Source organism: Bradyrhizobium sp. ERR14 (genome assembly GCF_014198235.1).
In the GTDB taxonomy this organism is placed as follows: domain Bacteria; phylum Pseudomonadota; class Alphaproteobacteria; order Rhizobiales; family Xanthobacteraceae; genus Bradyrhizobium.
In genome coordinates, this window is the sequence record NZ_JACIHD010000009.1 from 79,370 (window position 1) to 96,570 (window position 17,201).

The 17,201-nt window shown below is 65.3% G+C and carries 18 protein-coding genes; 9 read left to right on the plus strand and 9 right to left on the minus strand.

All coding sequences use genetic code 11. The features are described 5' to 3' along the window. Nucleotides 1–34: 34 nt before the first annotated feature. Both GGD62_RS24305 and GGD62_RS24310 read right to left on the minus strand, forming a co-directional pair. Nucleotides 35–526: a DUF3237 domain-containing protein gene (locus tag GGD62_RS24305; protein WP_183235640.1), complete on the minus strand. Its 492-nt coding sequence runs from the start codon at nucleotides 524–526 to the stop codon at nucleotides 35–37. Nucleotides 527–555: 29 nt separating this feature from the next. Beyond that, nucleotides 556–1,014, minus strand: a complete 459-nt coding sequence (locus GGD62_RS24310; RefSeq protein WP_312014284.1) for an ester cyclase — start codon at nucleotides 1,012–1,014, stop codon at nucleotides 556–558. A gap of 100 nt (nucleotides 1,015–1,114) precedes the next feature. Here GGD62_RS24310 and GGD62_RS24315 point away from each other — a divergent pair, with 100 nt between their 5' ends. Both GGD62_RS24315 and GGD62_RS24320 read left to right on the plus strand, forming a co-directional pair. Beyond that, the gene (locus GGD62_RS24315; protein WP_179740023.1) at nucleotides 1,115–1,726 is read left to right on the plus strand and encodes a TetR/AcrR family transcriptional regulator; all 612 of its coding nucleotides are present in this window, start codon (nucleotides 1,115–1,117) and stop codon (nucleotides 1,724–1,726) included. A gap of 107 nt (nucleotides 1,727–1,833) precedes the next feature. After that, nucleotides 1,834–2,586 (plus strand): carbonic anhydrase, encoded by a 753-nt coding sequence (locus GGD62_RS24320; protein ID WP_018320822.1) that lies wholly within the window; start codon nucleotides 1,834–1,836, stop codon nucleotides 2,584–2,586. A 111-nt stretch (nucleotides 2,587–2,697) separates the two neighbouring features. Here the strand turns inward: GGD62_RS24320 and GGD62_RS24325 are convergent, their stop codons facing one another. The 5 genes from GGD62_RS24325 to GGD62_RS24345 all read right to left on the minus strand — a co-directional run bounded on the left by GGD62_RS24325 (nucleotide 2,698) and on the right by GGD62_RS24345 (nucleotide 7,203). Further along, a complete protein-coding gene (locus GGD62_RS24325) occupies nucleotides 2,698–4,341 on the minus strand; it encodes a lysine--tRNA ligase (protein WP_183710604.1) in 1,644 nt (547 codons plus the stop codon). A gap of 174 nt (nucleotides 4,342–4,515) precedes the next feature. Continuing rightward, nucleotides 4,516–5,451 (minus strand): transporter substrate-binding domain-containing protein, encoded by a 936-nt coding sequence (locus GGD62_RS24330; RefSeq protein ID WP_183710786.1) that lies wholly within the window; start codon nucleotides 5,449–5,451, stop codon nucleotides 4,516–4,518. A 250-nt stretch (nucleotides 5,452–5,701) separates the two neighbouring features. Then, complete coding sequence (locus GGD62_RS24335) at nucleotides 5,702–6,292, minus strand: SCO family protein (protein ID WP_183710606.1); 591 nt, start codon at nucleotides 6,290–6,292, stop codon at nucleotides 5,702–5,704. Between the two features lie 24 nt (nucleotides 6,293–6,316). Beyond that, on the minus strand, nucleotides 6,317–6,511 hold the full coding sequence (locus GGD62_RS24340) for a hypothetical protein (protein WP_179740025.1): 195 nt from the start codon (nucleotides 6,509–6,511) through the stop codon (nucleotides 6,317–6,319). Nucleotides 6,512–6,732: 221 nt separating this feature from the next. Continuing rightward, nucleotides 6,733–7,203, minus strand: a complete 471-nt coding sequence (locus GGD62_RS24345; protein WP_018320817.1) for a hypothetical protein — start codon at nucleotides 7,201–7,203, stop codon at nucleotides 6,733–6,735. 279 nt (nucleotides 7,204–7,482) lie between these two features. Here GGD62_RS24345 and GGD62_RS24350 point away from each other — a divergent pair, with 279 nt between their 5' ends. The 7 genes from GGD62_RS24350 to GGD62_RS24380 all read left to right on the plus strand — a co-directional run bounded on the left by GGD62_RS24350 (nucleotide 7,483) and on the right by GGD62_RS24380 (nucleotide 15,322). Beyond that, complete coding sequence (locus GGD62_RS24350; RefSeq protein WP_183710608.1) at nucleotides 7,483–9,141, plus strand: FAD-binding dehydrogenase; 1,659 nt, start codon at nucleotides 7,483–7,485, stop codon at nucleotides 9,139–9,141. A 3-nt stretch (nucleotides 9,142–9,144) separates the two neighbouring features. Further along, nucleotides 9,145–10,065 (plus strand): PHB depolymerase family esterase, encoded by a 921-nt coding sequence (locus tag GGD62_RS24355; RefSeq protein WP_183710610.1) that lies wholly within the window; start codon nucleotides 9,145–9,147, stop codon nucleotides 10,063–10,065. 134 nt (nucleotides 10,066–10,199) lie between these two features. Further along, complete coding sequence (locus tag GGD62_RS24360) at nucleotides 10,200–10,550, plus strand: RidA family protein (protein ID WP_018320814.1); 351 nt, start codon at nucleotides 10,200–10,202, stop codon at nucleotides 10,548–10,550. 216 nt (nucleotides 10,551–10,766) lie between these two features. Beyond that, nucleotides 10,767–11,132, plus strand: coding sequence for a nuclear transport factor 2 family protein (locus GGD62_RS24365; protein ID WP_183710612.1), 366 nt, complete (start codon nucleotides 10,767–10,769; stop codon nucleotides 11,130–11,132). 78 nt (nucleotides 11,133–11,210) lie between these two features. Continuing rightward, the gene (locus tag GGD62_RS24370) at nucleotides 11,211–13,883 is read left to right on the plus strand and encodes a ligase-associated DNA damage response DEXH box helicase (protein WP_312014285.1); all 2,673 of its coding nucleotides are present in this window, start codon (nucleotides 11,211–11,213) and stop codon (nucleotides 13,881–13,883) included. Nucleotides 13,884–13,925: 42 nt separating this feature from the next. Then, on the plus strand, nucleotides 13,926–14,597 hold the full coding sequence (pdeM, locus tag GGD62_RS24375) for a ligase-associated DNA damage response endonuclease PdeM (RefSeq protein ID WP_049815010.1): 672 nt from the start codon (nucleotides 13,926–13,928) through the stop codon (nucleotides 14,595–14,597). 293 nt (nucleotides 14,598–14,890) lie between these two features. Further along, on the plus strand, nucleotides 14,891–15,322 hold the full coding sequence (locus tag GGD62_RS24380) for a hypothetical protein (RefSeq protein ID WP_183710615.1): 432 nt from the start codon (nucleotides 14,891–14,893) through the stop codon (nucleotides 15,320–15,322). 163 nt (nucleotides 15,323–15,485) lie between these two features. Here GGD62_RS24380 and GGD62_RS24385 read toward each other — a convergent pair whose 3' ends face one another. Further along, the gene (locus GGD62_RS24385) at nucleotides 15,486–16,259 is read right to left on the minus strand and encodes a DUF2865 domain-containing protein (protein ID WP_183710617.1); all 774 of its coding nucleotides are present in this window, start codon (nucleotides 16,257–16,259) and stop codon (nucleotides 15,486–15,488) included. A gap of 250 nt (nucleotides 16,260–16,509) precedes the next feature. After that, nucleotides 16,510–17,073: an orotate phosphoribosyltransferase gene (gene pyrE, locus GGD62_RS24390; protein ID WP_018320808.1), complete on the minus strand. Its 564-nt coding sequence runs from the start codon at nucleotides 17,071–17,073 to the stop codon at nucleotides 16,510–16,512. Between the last annotated feature and the right edge of the window lie 128 nt (nucleotides 17,074–17,201).

Genomic DNA, 17,201 nt, shown 5'->3' on the forward strand with positions numbered 1-17,201 from the left:
ACGTGCGACGCACTCAACGCATCCACGGAAGCTCTCACAGTACCTCGAAGACCTTGTAGGCGACGGCGCCCTCGACGAGATAACCCTTGCCGACACAGACGATGTCATTGAGCCAGGCGTAGGTCTGCGAGCCGGTCTCGAACAGCGGATTGGTGCGGAAGTAATATCCGGCGGGATCGACCTTGGTGCGTTGCGCGGGATCCGCCATCTCGGCGCGCAAAGCCTGCGGCGTCACCCAGCGGCCGCCATAGGTCATGTAGATCAGCTCGCCATCATGCGTCCGCAGCGACAGGCGCACATCGAGCGTCATGGTGCCATCGGCGCGGAACAAGGCCCAGTCGCCGCCGCCCCGCAGCACCTCGCCGCGCAGGCGCGGGCCTTCGAACGAGCCCTTGGCCGCCCCGAACAGCACGCGCTGCCCGACCGGCCCGGCGCCGAAATTAAGGCGCGGATCGAGGTCGACAACGATGTCGAAGAGAAGTCTGGTCGCGAGGTCACCGACGGGCTTGATGCGGGGATCGGCCATGGTCTGACGCTCCTGTTGCGTGGATGGAGTTACGCCGCCTGCGTCGCTTCGCCGAACAGCTTGCGCCTGACCGCGTCGGTCGAGACGCCGGATTGGGCGCAGAGCTCGGAGAGATCGAAGACGAAGCGCTCATGCGCGATCTTGTCGTCGCGAAAGGCGAAGGCGATGAACACCGGCAGCTCGGCGCGACGGCCGTTCGGCACGGCCCCGAAGCGATCCCCCGTCATCGTCATCCGCGCGGTGCCCCAGCAGACCAGCGTGTCGGCGGAATTGGCGTGGCCGTCGAGGGTGACGTGATAGTCCGGGAAGGACTTGAAGAAGCTTGTCAGGATGCGCTCGTTTTCGGCGAGACCCTGCGCCCTGGTGCCGAAAGCCGGCGTCTCCAGCACCATGTCCGGATGCAGGACTTCCAGCGCCGTAGCGACATCCTGCCGGCTCTTCGCGATCGCCAGCCCTTCCGCCAGCTCGAACATGCGTTTGCCGTCCACGGCTACCTCGCCAGCTTTTGACATTTTATATGTCTAATACATACACTATGTATGTTATATGCGGTTTGATACCGACGCGTCAAGCGTTAGGTTGCGCGCGATGCGGGCGAAGGATCCTCCGAGAAGTCGTCGGGAAGAGTACAGCGAGGCCACCAGGCAGGCGCTGCTCGATGCCGGCCGCGAAGCGTTTGCAGCCCACGGATTTCAGGCCGCCGGCATGGAGGCGATCTCGCGGGCGGCGCGGGTCACGCGCGGCGCGTTCTACCATCACTTCGAGGACAAGAAGGCGCTGTTCGACGCCGTCGTCGTCGCCATGCAGCGCGAGGCGGCCGGCAGAATCGAGATCGCGGCGCGCAATGAGCGCAAGATCTGGGATCGTCTCAGCGCCGGCATCGACGCCTATCTCGACGCCTGCGAAGAGCCGGACTACGCGCGCATCGTCATCCAGGAAGCGCAGGCCGTGCTCGGCGAGCCGCGCTATCGCGAGATCGAGGAGACCTACCCGACCGCGCTCCTGATCGCGACGCTGCGGGCGCTGAAGCGCGATGGGGAGTTGCACGCGGACGATGTCGATCTGCTCAGCCGGATGATCGACGCCATGATCTGCAAGATCGGACTGCTGCTGCCCCACGCCGAGGATTCCAGGAAGCTCCGCAGAAACGGGCAGAAGATCGTCGCGGCCGTGCTGGAGACCTTTCGCCAGAAGGTCTGAATCCGCTTCCGGCTCGCGTCACTCTTGCATCGCCATTGCGACTCACCGCCGCTCTCGCATAGGTTGCGGCCGATATTGCCAGTCAAATTCATCTCTGGGGGAATACGATGAATCGCCGTCACGCATTGAAGGCTCTCGCGGGTCTTGCGCTTTGTCCGCTCTGCAAGCCGGCCTTCGCAGCCGAAGGCGCGCATTGGAGCTATGAGGGCGTCGGCGGTCCGGCCAAATGGGGCGATCTCGATGCGGCCAACAAGGCCTGCGCGGTCGGCCTGCAGCAGTCGCCGATCGACATCGAGGGGACGATCAAGTCGCAATTGCCGGTTCTGAAGCTGAACTGGGGCAAGAGCGCCGACACGATCGTCAACAACGGACACACGATCCAGCTCAACTTCGCCGAGGGCAGCACGTTGATGCTCGGCGACGTCAAGTACAAGCTGCTTCAGGTGCACTTCCACCGGCCGAGCGAGCACATGATCGGCGGCAAGAATTTTCCGATGGAGGCGCATTTTGTCCATCGCAACGAAGCCGGCGGCCTCGCCGTGGTCGGCGTGCTGATGGCCGAGGGCAGGCCGAACCCGGCGTTCGGCAAGATCGTCAAGACCATGCCGGCGGCGGAAGGCCCGGCGGTGAAGGCGGATGCGAGCATCGATCCGCACGCCATGCTGCCGCAAAAGCTGAGCTACTTCCGCTATCCCGGCTCGCTGACGACCCCGCCCTGTTCGGAAGTGGTCGAATGGTTGCTGCTGACCACCCCGATTCAGGTGTCCGCCGCTGACGTCGCTGCGTTCGCAAAACTCTATCCGATGAACGCGCGCCCGGTGCAGAAGGACAACCGGCGCTACGTGCTGAAATCGATTTGAGCTGAAGCAAACGGTCCGTAGCCCGGATGGAGCGCAGCGTAATCCGGGACCAGGCGTGCAATTTGCGAGAACCCCGGATTGCGCTTCGCTCCATCCGGGCTACCTCTTGCCTCACGCGCTCCGCGCCAGCGCGCCGTCGATCATGTTGACCGCGTTCTGCACCCCGTACACCGCGACGAAGGAGCCGAAGCGCGGGCCCTTCTCCTGGCCGAGCAGGACCTGATAGAGCATGTTGAACCAGTCCAGCGTGACACCGGGACGGCCGTCCTTGCCCTTCTTGCCCTGATCGAGGAACGGCTCGCGGCGGCCGATCTCGTAGACGACGTTCTGGATGTCCTCGGCCGATGCGTCCTGCGCAAGCTGTGACAGCGCATCGCGCAGGTCCTGCAGCGCCGCGCGCTCGCTGTCCGAGGGCACGCGGAACTGCTTCGTCGGCGCGACGAAGTCGCGGTAGTAATTGATGGCGTAGCCGACCATGGCATCGAGCTTGGGATGCGTCTGCGGCGAGACGCCCGGACGATAACGGCCGATGAAACCCCACAGCGTCTCGGCATTCTCCGCGTTCGACGACGACACCAGCGTCAGCAGGAGCTGGAAGGTGACGGGCATGTCGCCCTGCGGCGGCTTGCCGTTGTGGATGTGCCAAACCGGATTGCCGAGCTGCTGCTTGCCATCCTGCCTGGCGAAGCCGTCGATGAACTGCTGATAATCGTCGACGTTGCGCGGGATGACGTCGAAATACAGCCGCTTGGCCGCCTTCGGCTCGCGATACATGAACAGCGACAGCGATTCCGGCGAGGCGTAGCGCAGCCACTCGTCGATGGTGAGGCCGTTGCCCTTCGACTTCGAGATCTTCTGGCCCTGCTCGTCGAGGAAGAGCTCGTAGTTGAAACCTTCGGGCGGCGTGCCGCCGAGCGCCCTGGCGATCGCGCCCGAGAGCTTCACCGAATCGATCAAATCCTTGCCGGCCATCTCGTAATCGACGCCGAGCGCGACCCAGCGCATCGCCCAGTCGGCCTTCCACTGACACTTGACGTTGCCGCCGGTGACGGGCGTCTCCACTTCCTGGTTCGTGTCGGGGTCGACATAGGTCACGGTGCCGGCGGCGACGTCGCGGCGGATCATCGGCACTTGCAGCACGACACCATTGGTCTTGCTGATCGGCAGGAACGGCGAATAGGTCGCGCGGCGATCGGGTCCCAGCGTCGGCAGGATGATCGCCATCACCTTGTCGTAGGCAGCCAACATCTTGAGCAGCGTCGCGTCGAAGCGGCCGGACGTATAATAGTCGGTCGAGCTCGCGAACTCGTAGTCGAAGCCGAAATGATCCAGAAACGCGCGCAGGCGCGCGTTGTTGTGTGCACCGAACGAGGGGTACTCGTTGGAGAACGGATCCGGCACCCGCGTCAACGGCTTGCCGAGATGCGCGGCTAGCATCTCCTTGTTGGGGACGTTGTCCGGCACTTTCCGAAACCCGTCCATGTCGTCGGAGAATGCGAGCAGGCGCGTCTTGACCTTGTCCTCGGTCAGCACGCGGAAGGCATGGCGCACCATCGAGGTGCGCGCGACCTCGCCGAACGTGCCGATATGCGGCAGGCCTGACGGTCCGTAGCCGGTCTCGAACAGCACCTCGTCCTTCGGGCTTTTCTTCAGCCGCGCGACAATGGCCTTCGCCTGTTCGAACGGCCAGGCGTTGGATTGTTCGGCGAGCGCGCGCAAATCGCTCGGGCTCATGTTGGGATCGATAACGGACATCAAGGGGGCCTCCGGGCCGCGGAAAATAGCGATTTCCGGGCAGAATGCAAAAGTTGCGGAGCAACTATCGCGGGGATCGTAGGGTGGGCAAAGCGAAGCGTGCCCACCACCTCAAAGACGTGGGTGACGCGCCTTTGCCCACCCAACGGCAGTTTGCTCGTCGCGGGCGCAGGGCTAAAACGGGCTCACCGAGAAATACCGCAGCCACAGATCGGTGTAGCGGCCCTTTTCCCAGACGCGGAACAGGGCCCAGTTCAGGGCCTGGCGCAGCACGTCGTTGCCCTTGCGCACGGCGATGCCGATGCCTTCGCCGAAGAAACGGCTCTCGACGAAGGGGCCGCCGGAGAAGGCGCAGCAATCGCCGGAATCGGTGCCATTGATCCAGAACGCCAGCGAGATGGCGTCGCCGAAGATGAAATCGACCTCACCCTTGCGAAGGGCGGCGCGCATCGCGTCGTCGTTGGGATACGGGTGCAGCTCGGCGTCGGTGAACATCGCCTTGAGATAGGCCTCGTGCGCGGAGCCGGCGATGACACCGACCTTCTTGCCCTCGAGATATTCGGGGCGGATCTCCGGCATCACCGCGTCCTTGCGCGAGGCGAAGCGCGCCGGCACGCGGTAATAGGGGTCGGTGAAGTCGACGCGGGCGCGCAGCTGCGGGCTGACCGCCATAGAGGCGATGATGGCATCGCCGCGGTTGGAGGAGAGCGCGTCGACCAGCGTCTCGAAGCGGCGCATCTGCACGGTGCAGGTGACCTTGATCTCCTCGCACAGCGCGCGGGCCAGATCGACGTTGAAGCCGGCCGGGTTGCCGTCGGCGCCGGTGAAATTGAACGGCGGATAGTCGGTCTCGGTCAGGAAGCGGATCACGGTCAGGCGCGACAGGTCCGGCCGCTCCGGTCGCCGCCGCGGGTCCCAGAACCCGGGCACGGCCTGCGGGGCGGCCTGGGGCGCGACCTGCGGCGTGGCCTGAGGCGCCGCCGGGGGCCGCTTGGCGGGCGCCTGGGCCTGGACGTCGGGCAAGCCGATGAGCAGGCAGGCGCCGACGGCTAGCCCCGCCAGCAAGCTACGGGCAGATTTGGACGATTTCGCCTGTTGCGATGGAGCCATCGGCCGGAAATGAACGAATTTCATTGGGATCGGAGGGCGTTATAGACCATCCCGACGGGAACGCGAGCATGGAATGCGGCCAAGTCGAGGTGCGCTCCCTCTCCCGCTTGCGGGGGAGGGCCGGGGTGGGGGTATCTCCGCGGGCGAGAGCCCCAATGTGGAGAGAGCCCCCACCCGGCGCGCTGTGCGCGCCGACCTCCCCCAAGCGGGAGAGGTTGCACCGAGAATGCCGCTCGATCCTGCTCTCTTCTCAGAGATACTTCTTCAAATCCGTCGCCGCCTCGTCCGGCGTCCGCTTCAAATTGAACGGCGAGACGAACCGGCCGTCGCGGTCCATCAGATAGATCAGCGCGGTGTGGTCCATGGTGTAGTCGCCGTCCTTGGTCGGGACCTTCTTGGCGTAGACCCGGTAGGAGGTGATGACCTTGGCGGTCTCGGCGGGATCGCCGGACAGGCCCTCGAGGTGCGGATCAAAGCTCGACAGATATTCCTTCATGGTCGCCGGGGTATCGCGCTCGGGATCGACCGAGATGAAGACGGCATTGACCTTGTCGGCATCCTTGCCCATCGCGCGCAGCACTTCCGAGATCTCGAACAGCGAGGTCGGGCAGACATCTGGGCAATGGGTGTAGCCGAAGAAGATCAGGGTCGGCTTGCCCTTCAGGCTCTTGTCGGTGACGGCCTTGCCGTTCTGGTCGGTCAGCTGGAACGGGCCGCCGATCGCGGCCGGCTGCGCCACCTTGCTGACCCCGCCCATGGCCCAGAACATGATCAGGAGGCCGACAACGAGGCTTGCGGCGAAGGCGGTCGCAATCACCAGCGGACGGGCGGCGGAACTCATGAGCGAAAAACTTCCTGTGGCGGATCAGAAGCAGGCGGCGAAACCGGTCCTGATCATTTCGAAGAACATCTGCGTGCCGTAGTGGAACCACAGCGCCAGCGCGCCGAGCACGAGCAATCCGCCGAGCCCCGCGCCCGCCAACAGCAGCACGAACGGCGTGCGGCCGGCAGTGGGCGAATTGTCCTGTAGCGGATGCGAGGGGTGCAGCAATTGAGCCATGACAACGATCGGGGCGAAGGTCGGGGTTCCCTGCCTTTCAAATAGGCGCTGCGGCGTGGCCGGGCAAGCGCGGCGGCCGTGAGGGAGATCACGGGGTGCGGAAGTACGTCCCATCCTCGTCATGCCGGGCTTGCCCCGGGCCATCCACGCACCGAGCCCAAAAACGTGGATGGCCGGGACAAGCCCGGCCATGAGCAGTGCTAGGAGTGACGAATGTGCGCCTACCGCGACGACGGCTTGTTGGCCGAGGCTTGCGCATCCAGGTAGCAGGGCTTGTACATGGCCTGGAGCTGCTTGCCCTTCAGGAACAGCATGTGCGGGGTGAGGCCGCCGCGCTGGGTGATCCAGCGTTTCACCTGCGACGGATACATCGCGTAGAGCATCTGGGTGGCTTCGGCGTTGGTGACGGCGCGGCCGTTGGTGCCGAAATCCCACGCGGCGTGGAAGCCGAGCGTCGCGTGCGAGGTCACGCAGATGCGGTCGTGCGGGATGGCACCGAGGACGATGGTGCAGGCCGAGGCGCAGAGGCCGTCGATGATGACGGTGTCACCTGACTGCCGCAGGTCCTGGTATTTGTCGACATAGGTTCCGATCCGGCCACCGCGGTCATCCGCGATCCGAACCACCGCGTGAGAAGCCCCCATGCAAGCGATCAGGAGAACCGCCGCAAGCAACCCCGTCAGAAACTTCATTGTCCCCCGCCCCAGTCGAATTCGAATCTGCGTGTTCGGTGGTGATGCGCGACTAGCGTCTGTCGTAACCGCGGTTTTGTCTAGGCAGGCCGGCTCGCTCAAAACAAATTCAAATCCAGTGTTGCGTCCGCGCTGCACCCGATGGGTCTCTATCCCAAAGTGGAACAAGTTAATGATGTCTTATGCGCCACACCCTTGATCTCAGTTACAACCGCTGGCTTCAATCCGGGCGACTACAGGGAGGAACCTGTGGCGGGGGAATCATGGAGGGGGAAACACATGGCTGAAGAGACTGACGTCATCGTTGTCGGCGCGGGCCTATCGGGACTGGTTGCCGCAACCGAGATCGCGGATGCGGGCAAGCGCGTGATCGTGGTCGACCAGGAAGGCGAGCAGTCGATCGGCGGCCAAGCGTTCTGGTCGTTCGGCGGATTGTTCCTGGTCGATTCGCCGGAGCAGCGCCGGCTCGGCATCAAGGATTCCTTCGACCTGGCCATGCAGGACTGGATCGGGGCCGCCGGCTTCGACCGCGACGAGGACTTCTGGCCACGGCAATGGGCCGAGGCCTATGTGGCATTCGCCGCCGGCGAGAAGCGCGCCTGGCTGAGGGCGATGGGCCATCGCATCTTCCCGGTGGTCGGCTGGGCCGAACGCGGCGGCTATGACGCGATGGGCCACGGCAATTCGGTGCCGCGCTTTCACGTCACCTGGGGCACCGGGCCCGGGCTCGTCGAGCCGTTCGAGCGCCGTGCGCGCGAGGCGATGAAAAGCGGCCGGCTGAGCTTCAGGTTCCGCCACCGCGTCGATGCGCTCTCGATCACCAACGGCACGGTGGATGGCGTCAGCGGCGCCGTCCTCGCGCCTGACAACGTCGAGCGCGGCAAGAGCTCCTCGCGCAACGTCGTCGGCGAGTTTGCGCTGAAGGCGCAGGCCGTGATCGTGGCGTCCGGCGGCATCGGCGGCAATCACGAGCTGGTGCGGCAGAACTGGCCGAAGCGGCTCGGTGATCCTCCGAAGTTCATGATCTCCGGCGTGCCCGAACATGTCGACGGCCGCATGATCGGTATCACCGAGAAATCAGGCGCGCGGCTGATCAATCGCGACCGCATGTGGCATTATGTCGAGGGTATCCAGAACTGGAATCCCATCTGGCCGCGCCACGGCATCCGCATCCTGCCCGGCCCGTCCTCAATGTGGTTCGACGCCACAGGCACGCGGCTGCCGGCGCCGCTGTTCCCGGGCTCCGACACGCTCGGCCAGCTCAAATACATCATGTCGACCGGCTATGATTATTCCTGGTTCATCCTGACCCAGAGCATCATCAAGAAGGAGTTTGCGCTGTCGGGCTCGGAGCAGAATCCCGACCTCACCGGCAAGAGCTGGCGCATGACCTTGCGCCGCGCCACCAACAAGGGCGCCCCCGCGCCGGTCGAAGCATTCAAAAGCCATGGTGTCGACTTCATCGTGCGCGACAAGATCGAGGACCTTGTTACGGAGATGAACAGGCTTGCCGGCAGCGACCTTCTCAAGCTCGAGCACATCAGGATGCAGATCGAGGCGCGCGACCGCGAGATCGCCAACGCTTACGTCAAGGACGCGCAGGTGATGAACATCCACAATGCGCGCCGCTATATCGGCGACAGGCTGATCCGCACCGCCTCCCCGCACAGGATCCTGGATCCCGCGCAAGGGCCGCTGATCGCGGTCAAGCTCAACATCCTCACCCGCAAGACGCTGGGCGGCTTCGAGACCGATCTCGACTCGCGTGTGTTCGGGGGCGAGGGCGCCGTCATTCCCGGCCTCTATGCGGTCGGCGAGGCCGCCGGCTTCGGCGGCGGCGGCGTGCATGGTTATCGCTCGCTGGAAGGCACCTTCCTCGGCGGCTGCCTGTTCTCAGGCCGCAATGCCGGCCGGGCCGCTGCGAAAGCGGTGGGGTAGGTGATGCGGCGGTGGATGCTGCGCATCGGCGCGCTGCTCGCGGCATTGGCTGCCGCGTCGGTCGCATCTGCCGAGACGATCGACGTCAACGGCGTGAAGCGGTCCTACACCGCGCAGCTTCCCGCGAAGAAGCCGGCACCGCTCGTGATCGTGCTGCACGGCAAGACCCAGCGCGGCGCCGACATGGTCACACGGACGGCCTGGCCGCAGGTCGCAAAGCGCGAGGGCCTGGCCGTGGTTTTTCCGGACGGGCTCAACAATGCCTGGGCGGACGCGCGAACCAAGGCGGGGCCTGCGCTGCGCGGACCGCCCGCGGGCACCGACGACGTTGCCTTCCTCGCAAAGCTCGTCGAGAAGCTGGTGGCCGACGGCACGGCCGATGCAAAGCGCGTCTTCGTCGCGGGCGTCTCCAATGGCGGCGCCATGGCGATGACCATGGTCTGCGCCCGCGCCGATCTGTTTGCGGCAGGCGCGAGCGTGATCATGAATCTCACCGACGAGGCCGCCGTCACCTGCCATCCGTCAAGGCCTCTGCCGATGCTGCTCATGAACGGAACGGCCGACCAGCTGGTCCCGTATGAGGGCGGTCGCGGATCGAGCTATTTTGCCGCGGACGGGTTCTGGTCGACCGAGGAGACGCTGGCGTTCTGGCGTAATCTCAATGGCTGTGAGACCGACGATGCCAGCGTGACCGACTTGCCCGACAAGGCGCCTGCAGACCAATCGACAGTGACCCGGATCTCATCGCGCTGCCCGAGGGGACACGACGTCGTGCTCTATCGCATCAACCATGGCGGCCACCGCATGCCTGGATTTTCTCCGGATGCCCGCTTCCCGAGGGTCGCAGCCGGCCTGCTCGGGCCGCAGAACGGCGACATCGATGGCGCCGAGACGATCTGGGCTTTTTTCAGTCAGTTTCCATGAGGCGCACATGCTCGGCGTTGACGGCATGCGTGCCCGGCAACGCATGCGCCGCAGGCAACGCATGCGTGCCCGGGGTGGCACGGCGCGAGGTGCTGGGCTAGACAGGGCCGCCATTCCAGTGAGGAGATCCGTAAATGAGCATTCAGCGTTTCGAAACCGGCCCGCGCATGAGCCAGGTCGTCGTGCATGGCAACACCGTCTATCTCGCCGGCGTCGTCGCCAACAAGGCCGCCGGCGAAAGCGTGACGAAGCAGACCCAGGACATCCTGGCGACCATCGACGGCCATCTCGCCAAGGCCGGCACCGACAAGTCGAAGCTGCTCTCGGCCACGATCTACATCACCGACATGAAGACGTTCGGCGAGATGAACGCAGTGTGGGACGCCTGGGTCTCGGCCGGCAATACCCCCGCCCGCGCCACCGTCGAAGCCAAGCTGGCGGCGCCGCAATACACCGTCGAGATCATGGTCACGGCCGCGAAGTAATCTTCACGATCAATTCGCATGCGAATGGAGCGCGATGACAACATCATTGCGCTCCATTTTTTTCGCGCGGCTCAGTTCTTTTTGCGCATGATCTGGCCGGAAAACCGCTCTACACTTTTCCGGATCATGCGCATGACCTACGAGGTAATCGATCGGCGCGCGCCATCCTTCGATAGTCAGGGACAGCCAACCACGGCGTCATCGAAGGAGAGCACCATGACCGACCCCATCACCATCGCCCGCCGCTACATCGAGCTCTGGAACGAGCGCACCGCCGGCCGGCGCCGCGAGCTGCTCAGCGAAAACTGGACGAGCGATGCGAGCTATGTCGATCCCCTGATGAAGGGCGACGGCCGCGACGGCATCGAGGCGCTGATCGCAGGCGTGCAGCAGCGCTTTCCCGATTTCAGGTTCAAGCTGATCGGCGAGCCCAACGGCTACGGCGATCACATCCGCTTTTCATGGGGACTTGGTCCCGATGGCACCGACAGCCCGATCAAGGGCACGGATTTCGCCGTGCTGAAGGACGGCCGCATCAGAAGCGTGACCGGATTTCTGGATCAAGTACCCGCCGGGGCGTGAGACCGCTGGCCCTCCTCGTGCAGGCGGGGAGGGCGGCACCCCTCGACGAAGTGATCTTCACGGCTTACCTGTCATGCCGTGCCGCCCCGTATCCTCCAAACATCGGCCGAGCCGGCCACGCTGCTGCCGAGCCGCTTCCAGCAATGGTTCGCAGCCCGCGGCTGGTCGCCGCGCGCGCATCAATTGGCGCTGCTGGAGAAGGCGCGCGAGGACGCTAGTGCGCTGCTGATCGCACCGACCGGCGCCGGCAAGACGCTGGCGGGATTCCTGCCGACGCTGGTGGAGCTTTCTTCTCCCTCCCCCGTTGTGGGGGAGGGGCGGGGAGGGGGGTGGCCACACGCACCGCTCGTGGGGCTACCCCCCTCCCGTCAGCCTGCGGCTGCCGACCTCCCCCACAAGGGGGGAGGTAACAAAAGCCTCGTATCCACCGGCCGCAGCGTGCAGCGGACCGGCGGCCTGCACACCCTCTACATCTCGCCGCTGAAGGCGCTTGCCGTCGACATCGCGCGCAATCTGGAGCGGCCGATCGCAGAGATGGCGCTGCCGATCAAGGTCGAGACCCGCACCGGCGACACGCCAGTGTCGCGGCGCCAGCGGCAACGGCGTTATCCGCCTGATGTGTTGCTGACGACGCCCGAGCAGCTTGCCCTGCTGCTGTCCTCGGATGACGCGCCGTTCCTGTTCTCCTCGCTGAAGCGGATCGTGCTCGACGAGCTGCACGCGCTGGTGACGTCCAAGCGTGGCGATCTGCTCTCGCTCGGGCTGGCGCGGCTGTGGCGGCTGGCGCCGCAGATGCGCGCAATCGGGCTGTCGGCAACGGTGGCCGAGCCGGATCAGCTCGCGCGCTTCCTGGTGCCGCAGCCCGACGGCAGGGAGCGAGCAGCCGACATCGTCATCGCCGGCGGCGCGGCGCCGCCGCTAGTCGAGATGCTGGATACGCGCGAGCGCCTGCCCTGGGCCGGCCACAGCGCGCGCCACGCGCTCCCTGAGATCTACGAGCTGATCAAGGCGAACAAGACCACGCTGGTCTTCGTCAACACCCGCAGCCAGGCCGAGATGCTGTTCCAGAATCTCTGGAGCATGAATGACGACGGGCTCGCGATTGCGCTGCATCACGGCTCGCTCGACGTCGCCCAGCGCCGCAAGGTCGAGGACGCGATGTCGGCGGGGCGCCTGCGCGGCGTGGTCTGCACCTCCTCGCTCGACCTCGGCGTCGACTGGGGCGACGTCGATCTCGTCGTCAATATCGGCGCGCCAAAGGGCTCCTCGCGCCTGATGCAGCGGATCGGCCGCGCCAATCACCGTCTCGACGAAGCTTCGCGCGCGGTGCTGGTGCCGGCCAATCGTTTCGAAGTGCTGGAGTGCCGCGTCGCTATCGATGCCATTGCCGAGAACGCGCAGGACACGCCGCCCCTGCGCACCGGTGCGCTCGACGTGCTGGCCCAGCACGTGCTCGGCTGTGCCTGCGGCGAGCCGTTCCTCAGCGATGATCTGTATGCCGAAGTGCGCACCGCCGCGCCCTACGCCGACCTGTCGCGGCCGGATTTTGACGACGTCGTCGATTTCGTCGCCTCCGGCGGCTACGCGCTGAAGACCTATGAACGCTTCGCCCGTATCAAGCAGGACAAGGAGGGGCGCTGGCGTGTCGCCAATCCCAAGGTGCGGCAGAGCTACCGGATGAATGTCGGCACCATCGTCGAGGATGACATGCTGAAGGTGCGCCTGGTGCGCTCGCGCGGCGGCGGAGCGGGCTCGACCGGCGTCATCGCGCGCGGGGGTCGGTTGCTCGGCGAGATCGAGGAGGCCTTCATCGAGGGCTTGAGCCCCGGCGACACCTTCGTGTTCTCAGGCGAGGTGGTGCGCTATGAAACGCTGGTGGAGGACCAGGTCTATGTCTCCCGCGCCAACGACAAGGACCCGAAAGTGCCGTCCTATATGGGCGGCAAGTTTCCGCTCTCGACCTATCTCGCCGAGCGCGTGCGCCGGCTGCTCGATGACGGCCGCGCCTGGGGCGGCTTGCCGGAGCAGGTGCGCGACTGGCTGTCGCTGCAAAAGGACGTCTCGCGCGTGCCGGCGGTGCGCGAGCTGCTGGTCGAAAGCTTTCCGCGCGCCAACAAGCACTACATCGTTTGCTATCCGTTCGAGGGCCGTCTCGCGCATCAGACCCTCGGCATGCTGCTGACGCGCCGGCTGGAGCGCGCCCGTGCGCGGCCGCTTGGCTTCGTCGCCAACGAATATGCGGTTGCGATCTGGGCGCTCGGTGATCTCTCCTTCATGATCCGTGATGGCCGGATCGATCTCAACGCGCTGTTCGACCCTGATATGCTCGGCGACGATCTCGAGGCCTGGCTTGCCGAGTCAGCACTGATGAAGCGCACGTTCCGCAACTGCGCGATCATCTCCGGGCTGATCGCGCGCCGGCATACCGGCGAGGAGAAGAGCCGCCGCCAGGTGCTGTTCTCGACCGATCTGGTCTACGACGTGCTGCGCAAGCACCAGGCCGATCACGTCCTGCTGCGCGCCGCCCGCGCCGATGCCGCCACCGGCCTGCTCGATCTGCGCCGCCTCAGCGACATGCTGATGCGCATCCACGGCCGCATCACCCACCGGGAACTCGACCGCGTCTCTCCGCTCGCCGTGCCCGTGATGCTGGAAATCGGCCGCGAGTCAGTTTATGGCGAAGCTGCAGACGAGCTCTTGGCCGAAGCCGCCGATGAGCTCGTCAAAGAGGCGATGGATAGAAGCGGGTAAGACGTGACGACTGGCGCGCAGGTTTCGGAGGATGTCGACGACATGCGCGTGTCCACAGTCACCATCAGCGATGTAACCTTCGCCGCCGATCTCTCCGGCGCGCTGTTCTGGGACGAGCAGCGCCTGCTCGTCGTCTCCGACCTGCATCTGGAAAAAGGCTCCAGCTTCGCCACCCGCGGCGTGCTGCTGCCGCCTTACGATACGCTCGCGACCCTGAGCCGTCTCGCTGCTGTCATCTCCCGCCATGATCCGCGCACCGTCATCGCACTCGGCGACAGCTTTCACGACCGCACCGCGCATGAGCGGTTGTCGGCCGACGATCGCGATGCCGTCGCCGCGCTCCAGACCGGCCGCGACTGGATCTGGATCTCCGGCAATCACGATCCCATGCTGCCGCGCGATCTCGGCGGCACCGTCGCCGACGAGGTCGCGATCGGCCCGATCACCTTCCGTCACGAGCCGACCGGTGCGTGCGGCGAGATCGCCGGCCATCTCCATCCCAAGGCGCGCGTCTCCGCGCGCGGCCGCTCGTTGGAGCGCCGCTGCTTCGCCTCCGATGGGATGCGTGCGGTGATGCCGGCGTTCGGCGCCTATGCCGGCGGCCTCAGCATCCGCGACGTCGCCTTCGCGAAGATATTTCCGGCCAATGGTTTTGTCGCCCATTTGCTGGGCGACCGCCGCGTCCACGCCATTGCGGCTTCACGCTGCTTCTGACGCCAAAAATTGGGACAGCACTACGTTCAGTAGTTTTCCGGAATCGCCCAAGCCCGTTGACGGTTCTAACGTTACGCTTGCCGGGGCTGGAATTTCTCATCCCGAACAAGAATTGTAACCGGCGAGGGGCCGCTGCGAAGCGGCCCCTTTCATTTCGGGCGATCAAAACTGACGGGGACAGTCGCCGAGTTCGGAACAAATTAAGAACACTTTAGCAAGTCTTTGATATATCATTGTGATTCGGCGCGTCGCCGACACAATATCTAGCGTCTGTCAGACTTTGCGAGGACTACATGTCCACCATCGCCTTCGATCAATTTGCCCTCACCCGGATCGCCGATTTCGCGCGCTCGCTGTCGCGGCTGCATCAGGCGGCACGACGCCAGAGGGTCGACGACGACCAGTTCGACCGCGAGTTCAACGCGGTGTGCCAGTCGATCTGGGGCTACACCATCGACGACGTCAGCGACGATCTGTTCTCGGCCGAGGATCATCTGTTTCTGGACACGCTGGACGAAGCACATGCGCGCATCTTCGCGGCCGAGCAGGGCTACGACCTCGTCGGCGATCAGGGCATGCTGACGGATTGGTGGGGCTTCTGCTGGATGATCCTGGCCGAGAAGCGCGGCCTCTTGACGCCGGAAAACCGCGCCGCCGCGCGCGCGGCGATCGAGGAGAAATATCTGGCGGCGCCGAACGTGATCGGGGTGATCATCGGACGATAGTCTCGTGCCCCGGACGCAGCGCAACGCTCTCCCGGCGATGCGAAGCATCGTCCGGTTCAGCGGTGCGCTGCAGAGCCGGGCCCATGCTCGCGGCATTCTGGGTCCCGGCTCTGCGCAGCAACGTCAATGAGCGTTGCAGCGCGTCCGGGACACGAAAGTGACTTTAATCCAGCCCCGCCCGCTTCGCCGGCTTCTGCGCCGCCGTCTTCGGCACCGTCACATCGGGCAGCGTCTCACGCACGATCTCCGCAGCCGGCGCATCTGCCGACACCGTCTCCGCCCGCACCGGGGCCACCTTCATCTCGCCGAGGCGGGCGCGGACTTGCGCGGTGAGGCCGGGATAGGAGGCAACCGGGGTGAAGTCGGCGGCCTGGTCATTGCCGACGCGGATGCCGGTATAGGCGACGAGGCCGTCAGTGGTGGCGATCACGTCGCCGGCCTTCAGGGAGGAGTCCAGCGCGAGATCGACCGGGGCAAGGCCGACCGGCTCGCGGCCGTTGCAGGTGCAGTCGGCGCGCAGCGCCTTGCGATAGGCGAACGCGTTCTCGCTGTCGGCGTAGCGCTCGCCGGTTTGCGAGGCGGCACCGTCGATTGAGGAGCCGAAATAGACCTTGGTCGCGCTGGCAGGACAGAACGCCTGACACATCTGCGCCGGTGACGCGAGGCCGCGCATCAGCGGAAAATATTTGCCGTCGCAACTCCGGACGCAGAAGGCCGGACCGGAGCCGCCGGCCGCCGCCGCGCGGGTCGGCGGCACATATTGCGGGGTTGCGGCATTTTGCTGTCCGGTGAAGGGATCGGCGTAGGGGCTCGACTGTTGCGGCACCTCGCGCTGCGGCCGCTGCTGCTGCATGCCGCCGAAGAAGAAATCGAACAGGCCCTCGGCCGAAACCGGGGCCGGAGCCGCAAATGCTCCAAGGGTGGCGGCCACAAGCATCGCGCGACGCCGCCGGCGCGCATGGGACAGGACTGTACGCAAACGCTTACTCCACCCGACGCTTCCGAACCGGCTGGGACCTCAAGGGGTCTCAGCACATGATTCACCATAAGGCGCGATGGTAAATGAGCAGTTGAGCGGAGGCGGTTTCAAGACGAGGCGGTGGCCTCTTTAGGGCCGGGCGCAGCTTTGGACGGATGGTTGCTTCCGGGGCACACTGATGCATGACGGCAAGGGATGTTTCGCCGCGTCAGGCCTTCAAGAATTCCGAGGCCTTGTACAGCGAGCGGAACGGCAGGCCGGCCGCACCGAACGTGTCGGTGGCGCCTTCCTCGCGGTCGACCATGGTCAGCACCAGCACCACCTCGGCGCCGGTCTCGCGCACCGATTCCACCGCCTTCATCGCCGAGCCGCCTGTCGTGGTGACGTCCTCGACGATCACGACACGTTTGCCGGCGAGCGTCTCGCCCTTGGGCAGGCCCTCGATCGCGAGTTTCGCGCCATGCTCCTTCGGCTTCTTGCGCACGAAGAACGCCGCGATCGGATGGCCCTTGATCCAGGAGATCTGCGCCAGCGCGCCGGCGAGCGGCACCGCGCCCATCTCGAGGCCACCGATGAAATCGAGATTGTCGTCCTTCAGCGCCTCATAGGTCAGCTCGGCGAGCAGGGTCGCCCCCTCGGGGTCGAGCATGGTCGGCTTGAGGTTGAAGTAGAAATCGCTCTTGCGGCCCGACGCGAGCGTCACCTCGCCGCGGCCGAATGAGCGCCGGCGGATGATTTCGAACAGGCGAGCGCGGGAGGCTGATTTCGACACGGCGGTCCCTCGGGAGCGTTTTTGGAGGAGGCGGAATTTATCCGCGACGGCCGCGACATTCCAGAGGGGGCGTCCCTCGTCAACAGGGATCGGCCATCCCGGACCGCCGGTTGTGGGGGCGCGACCTT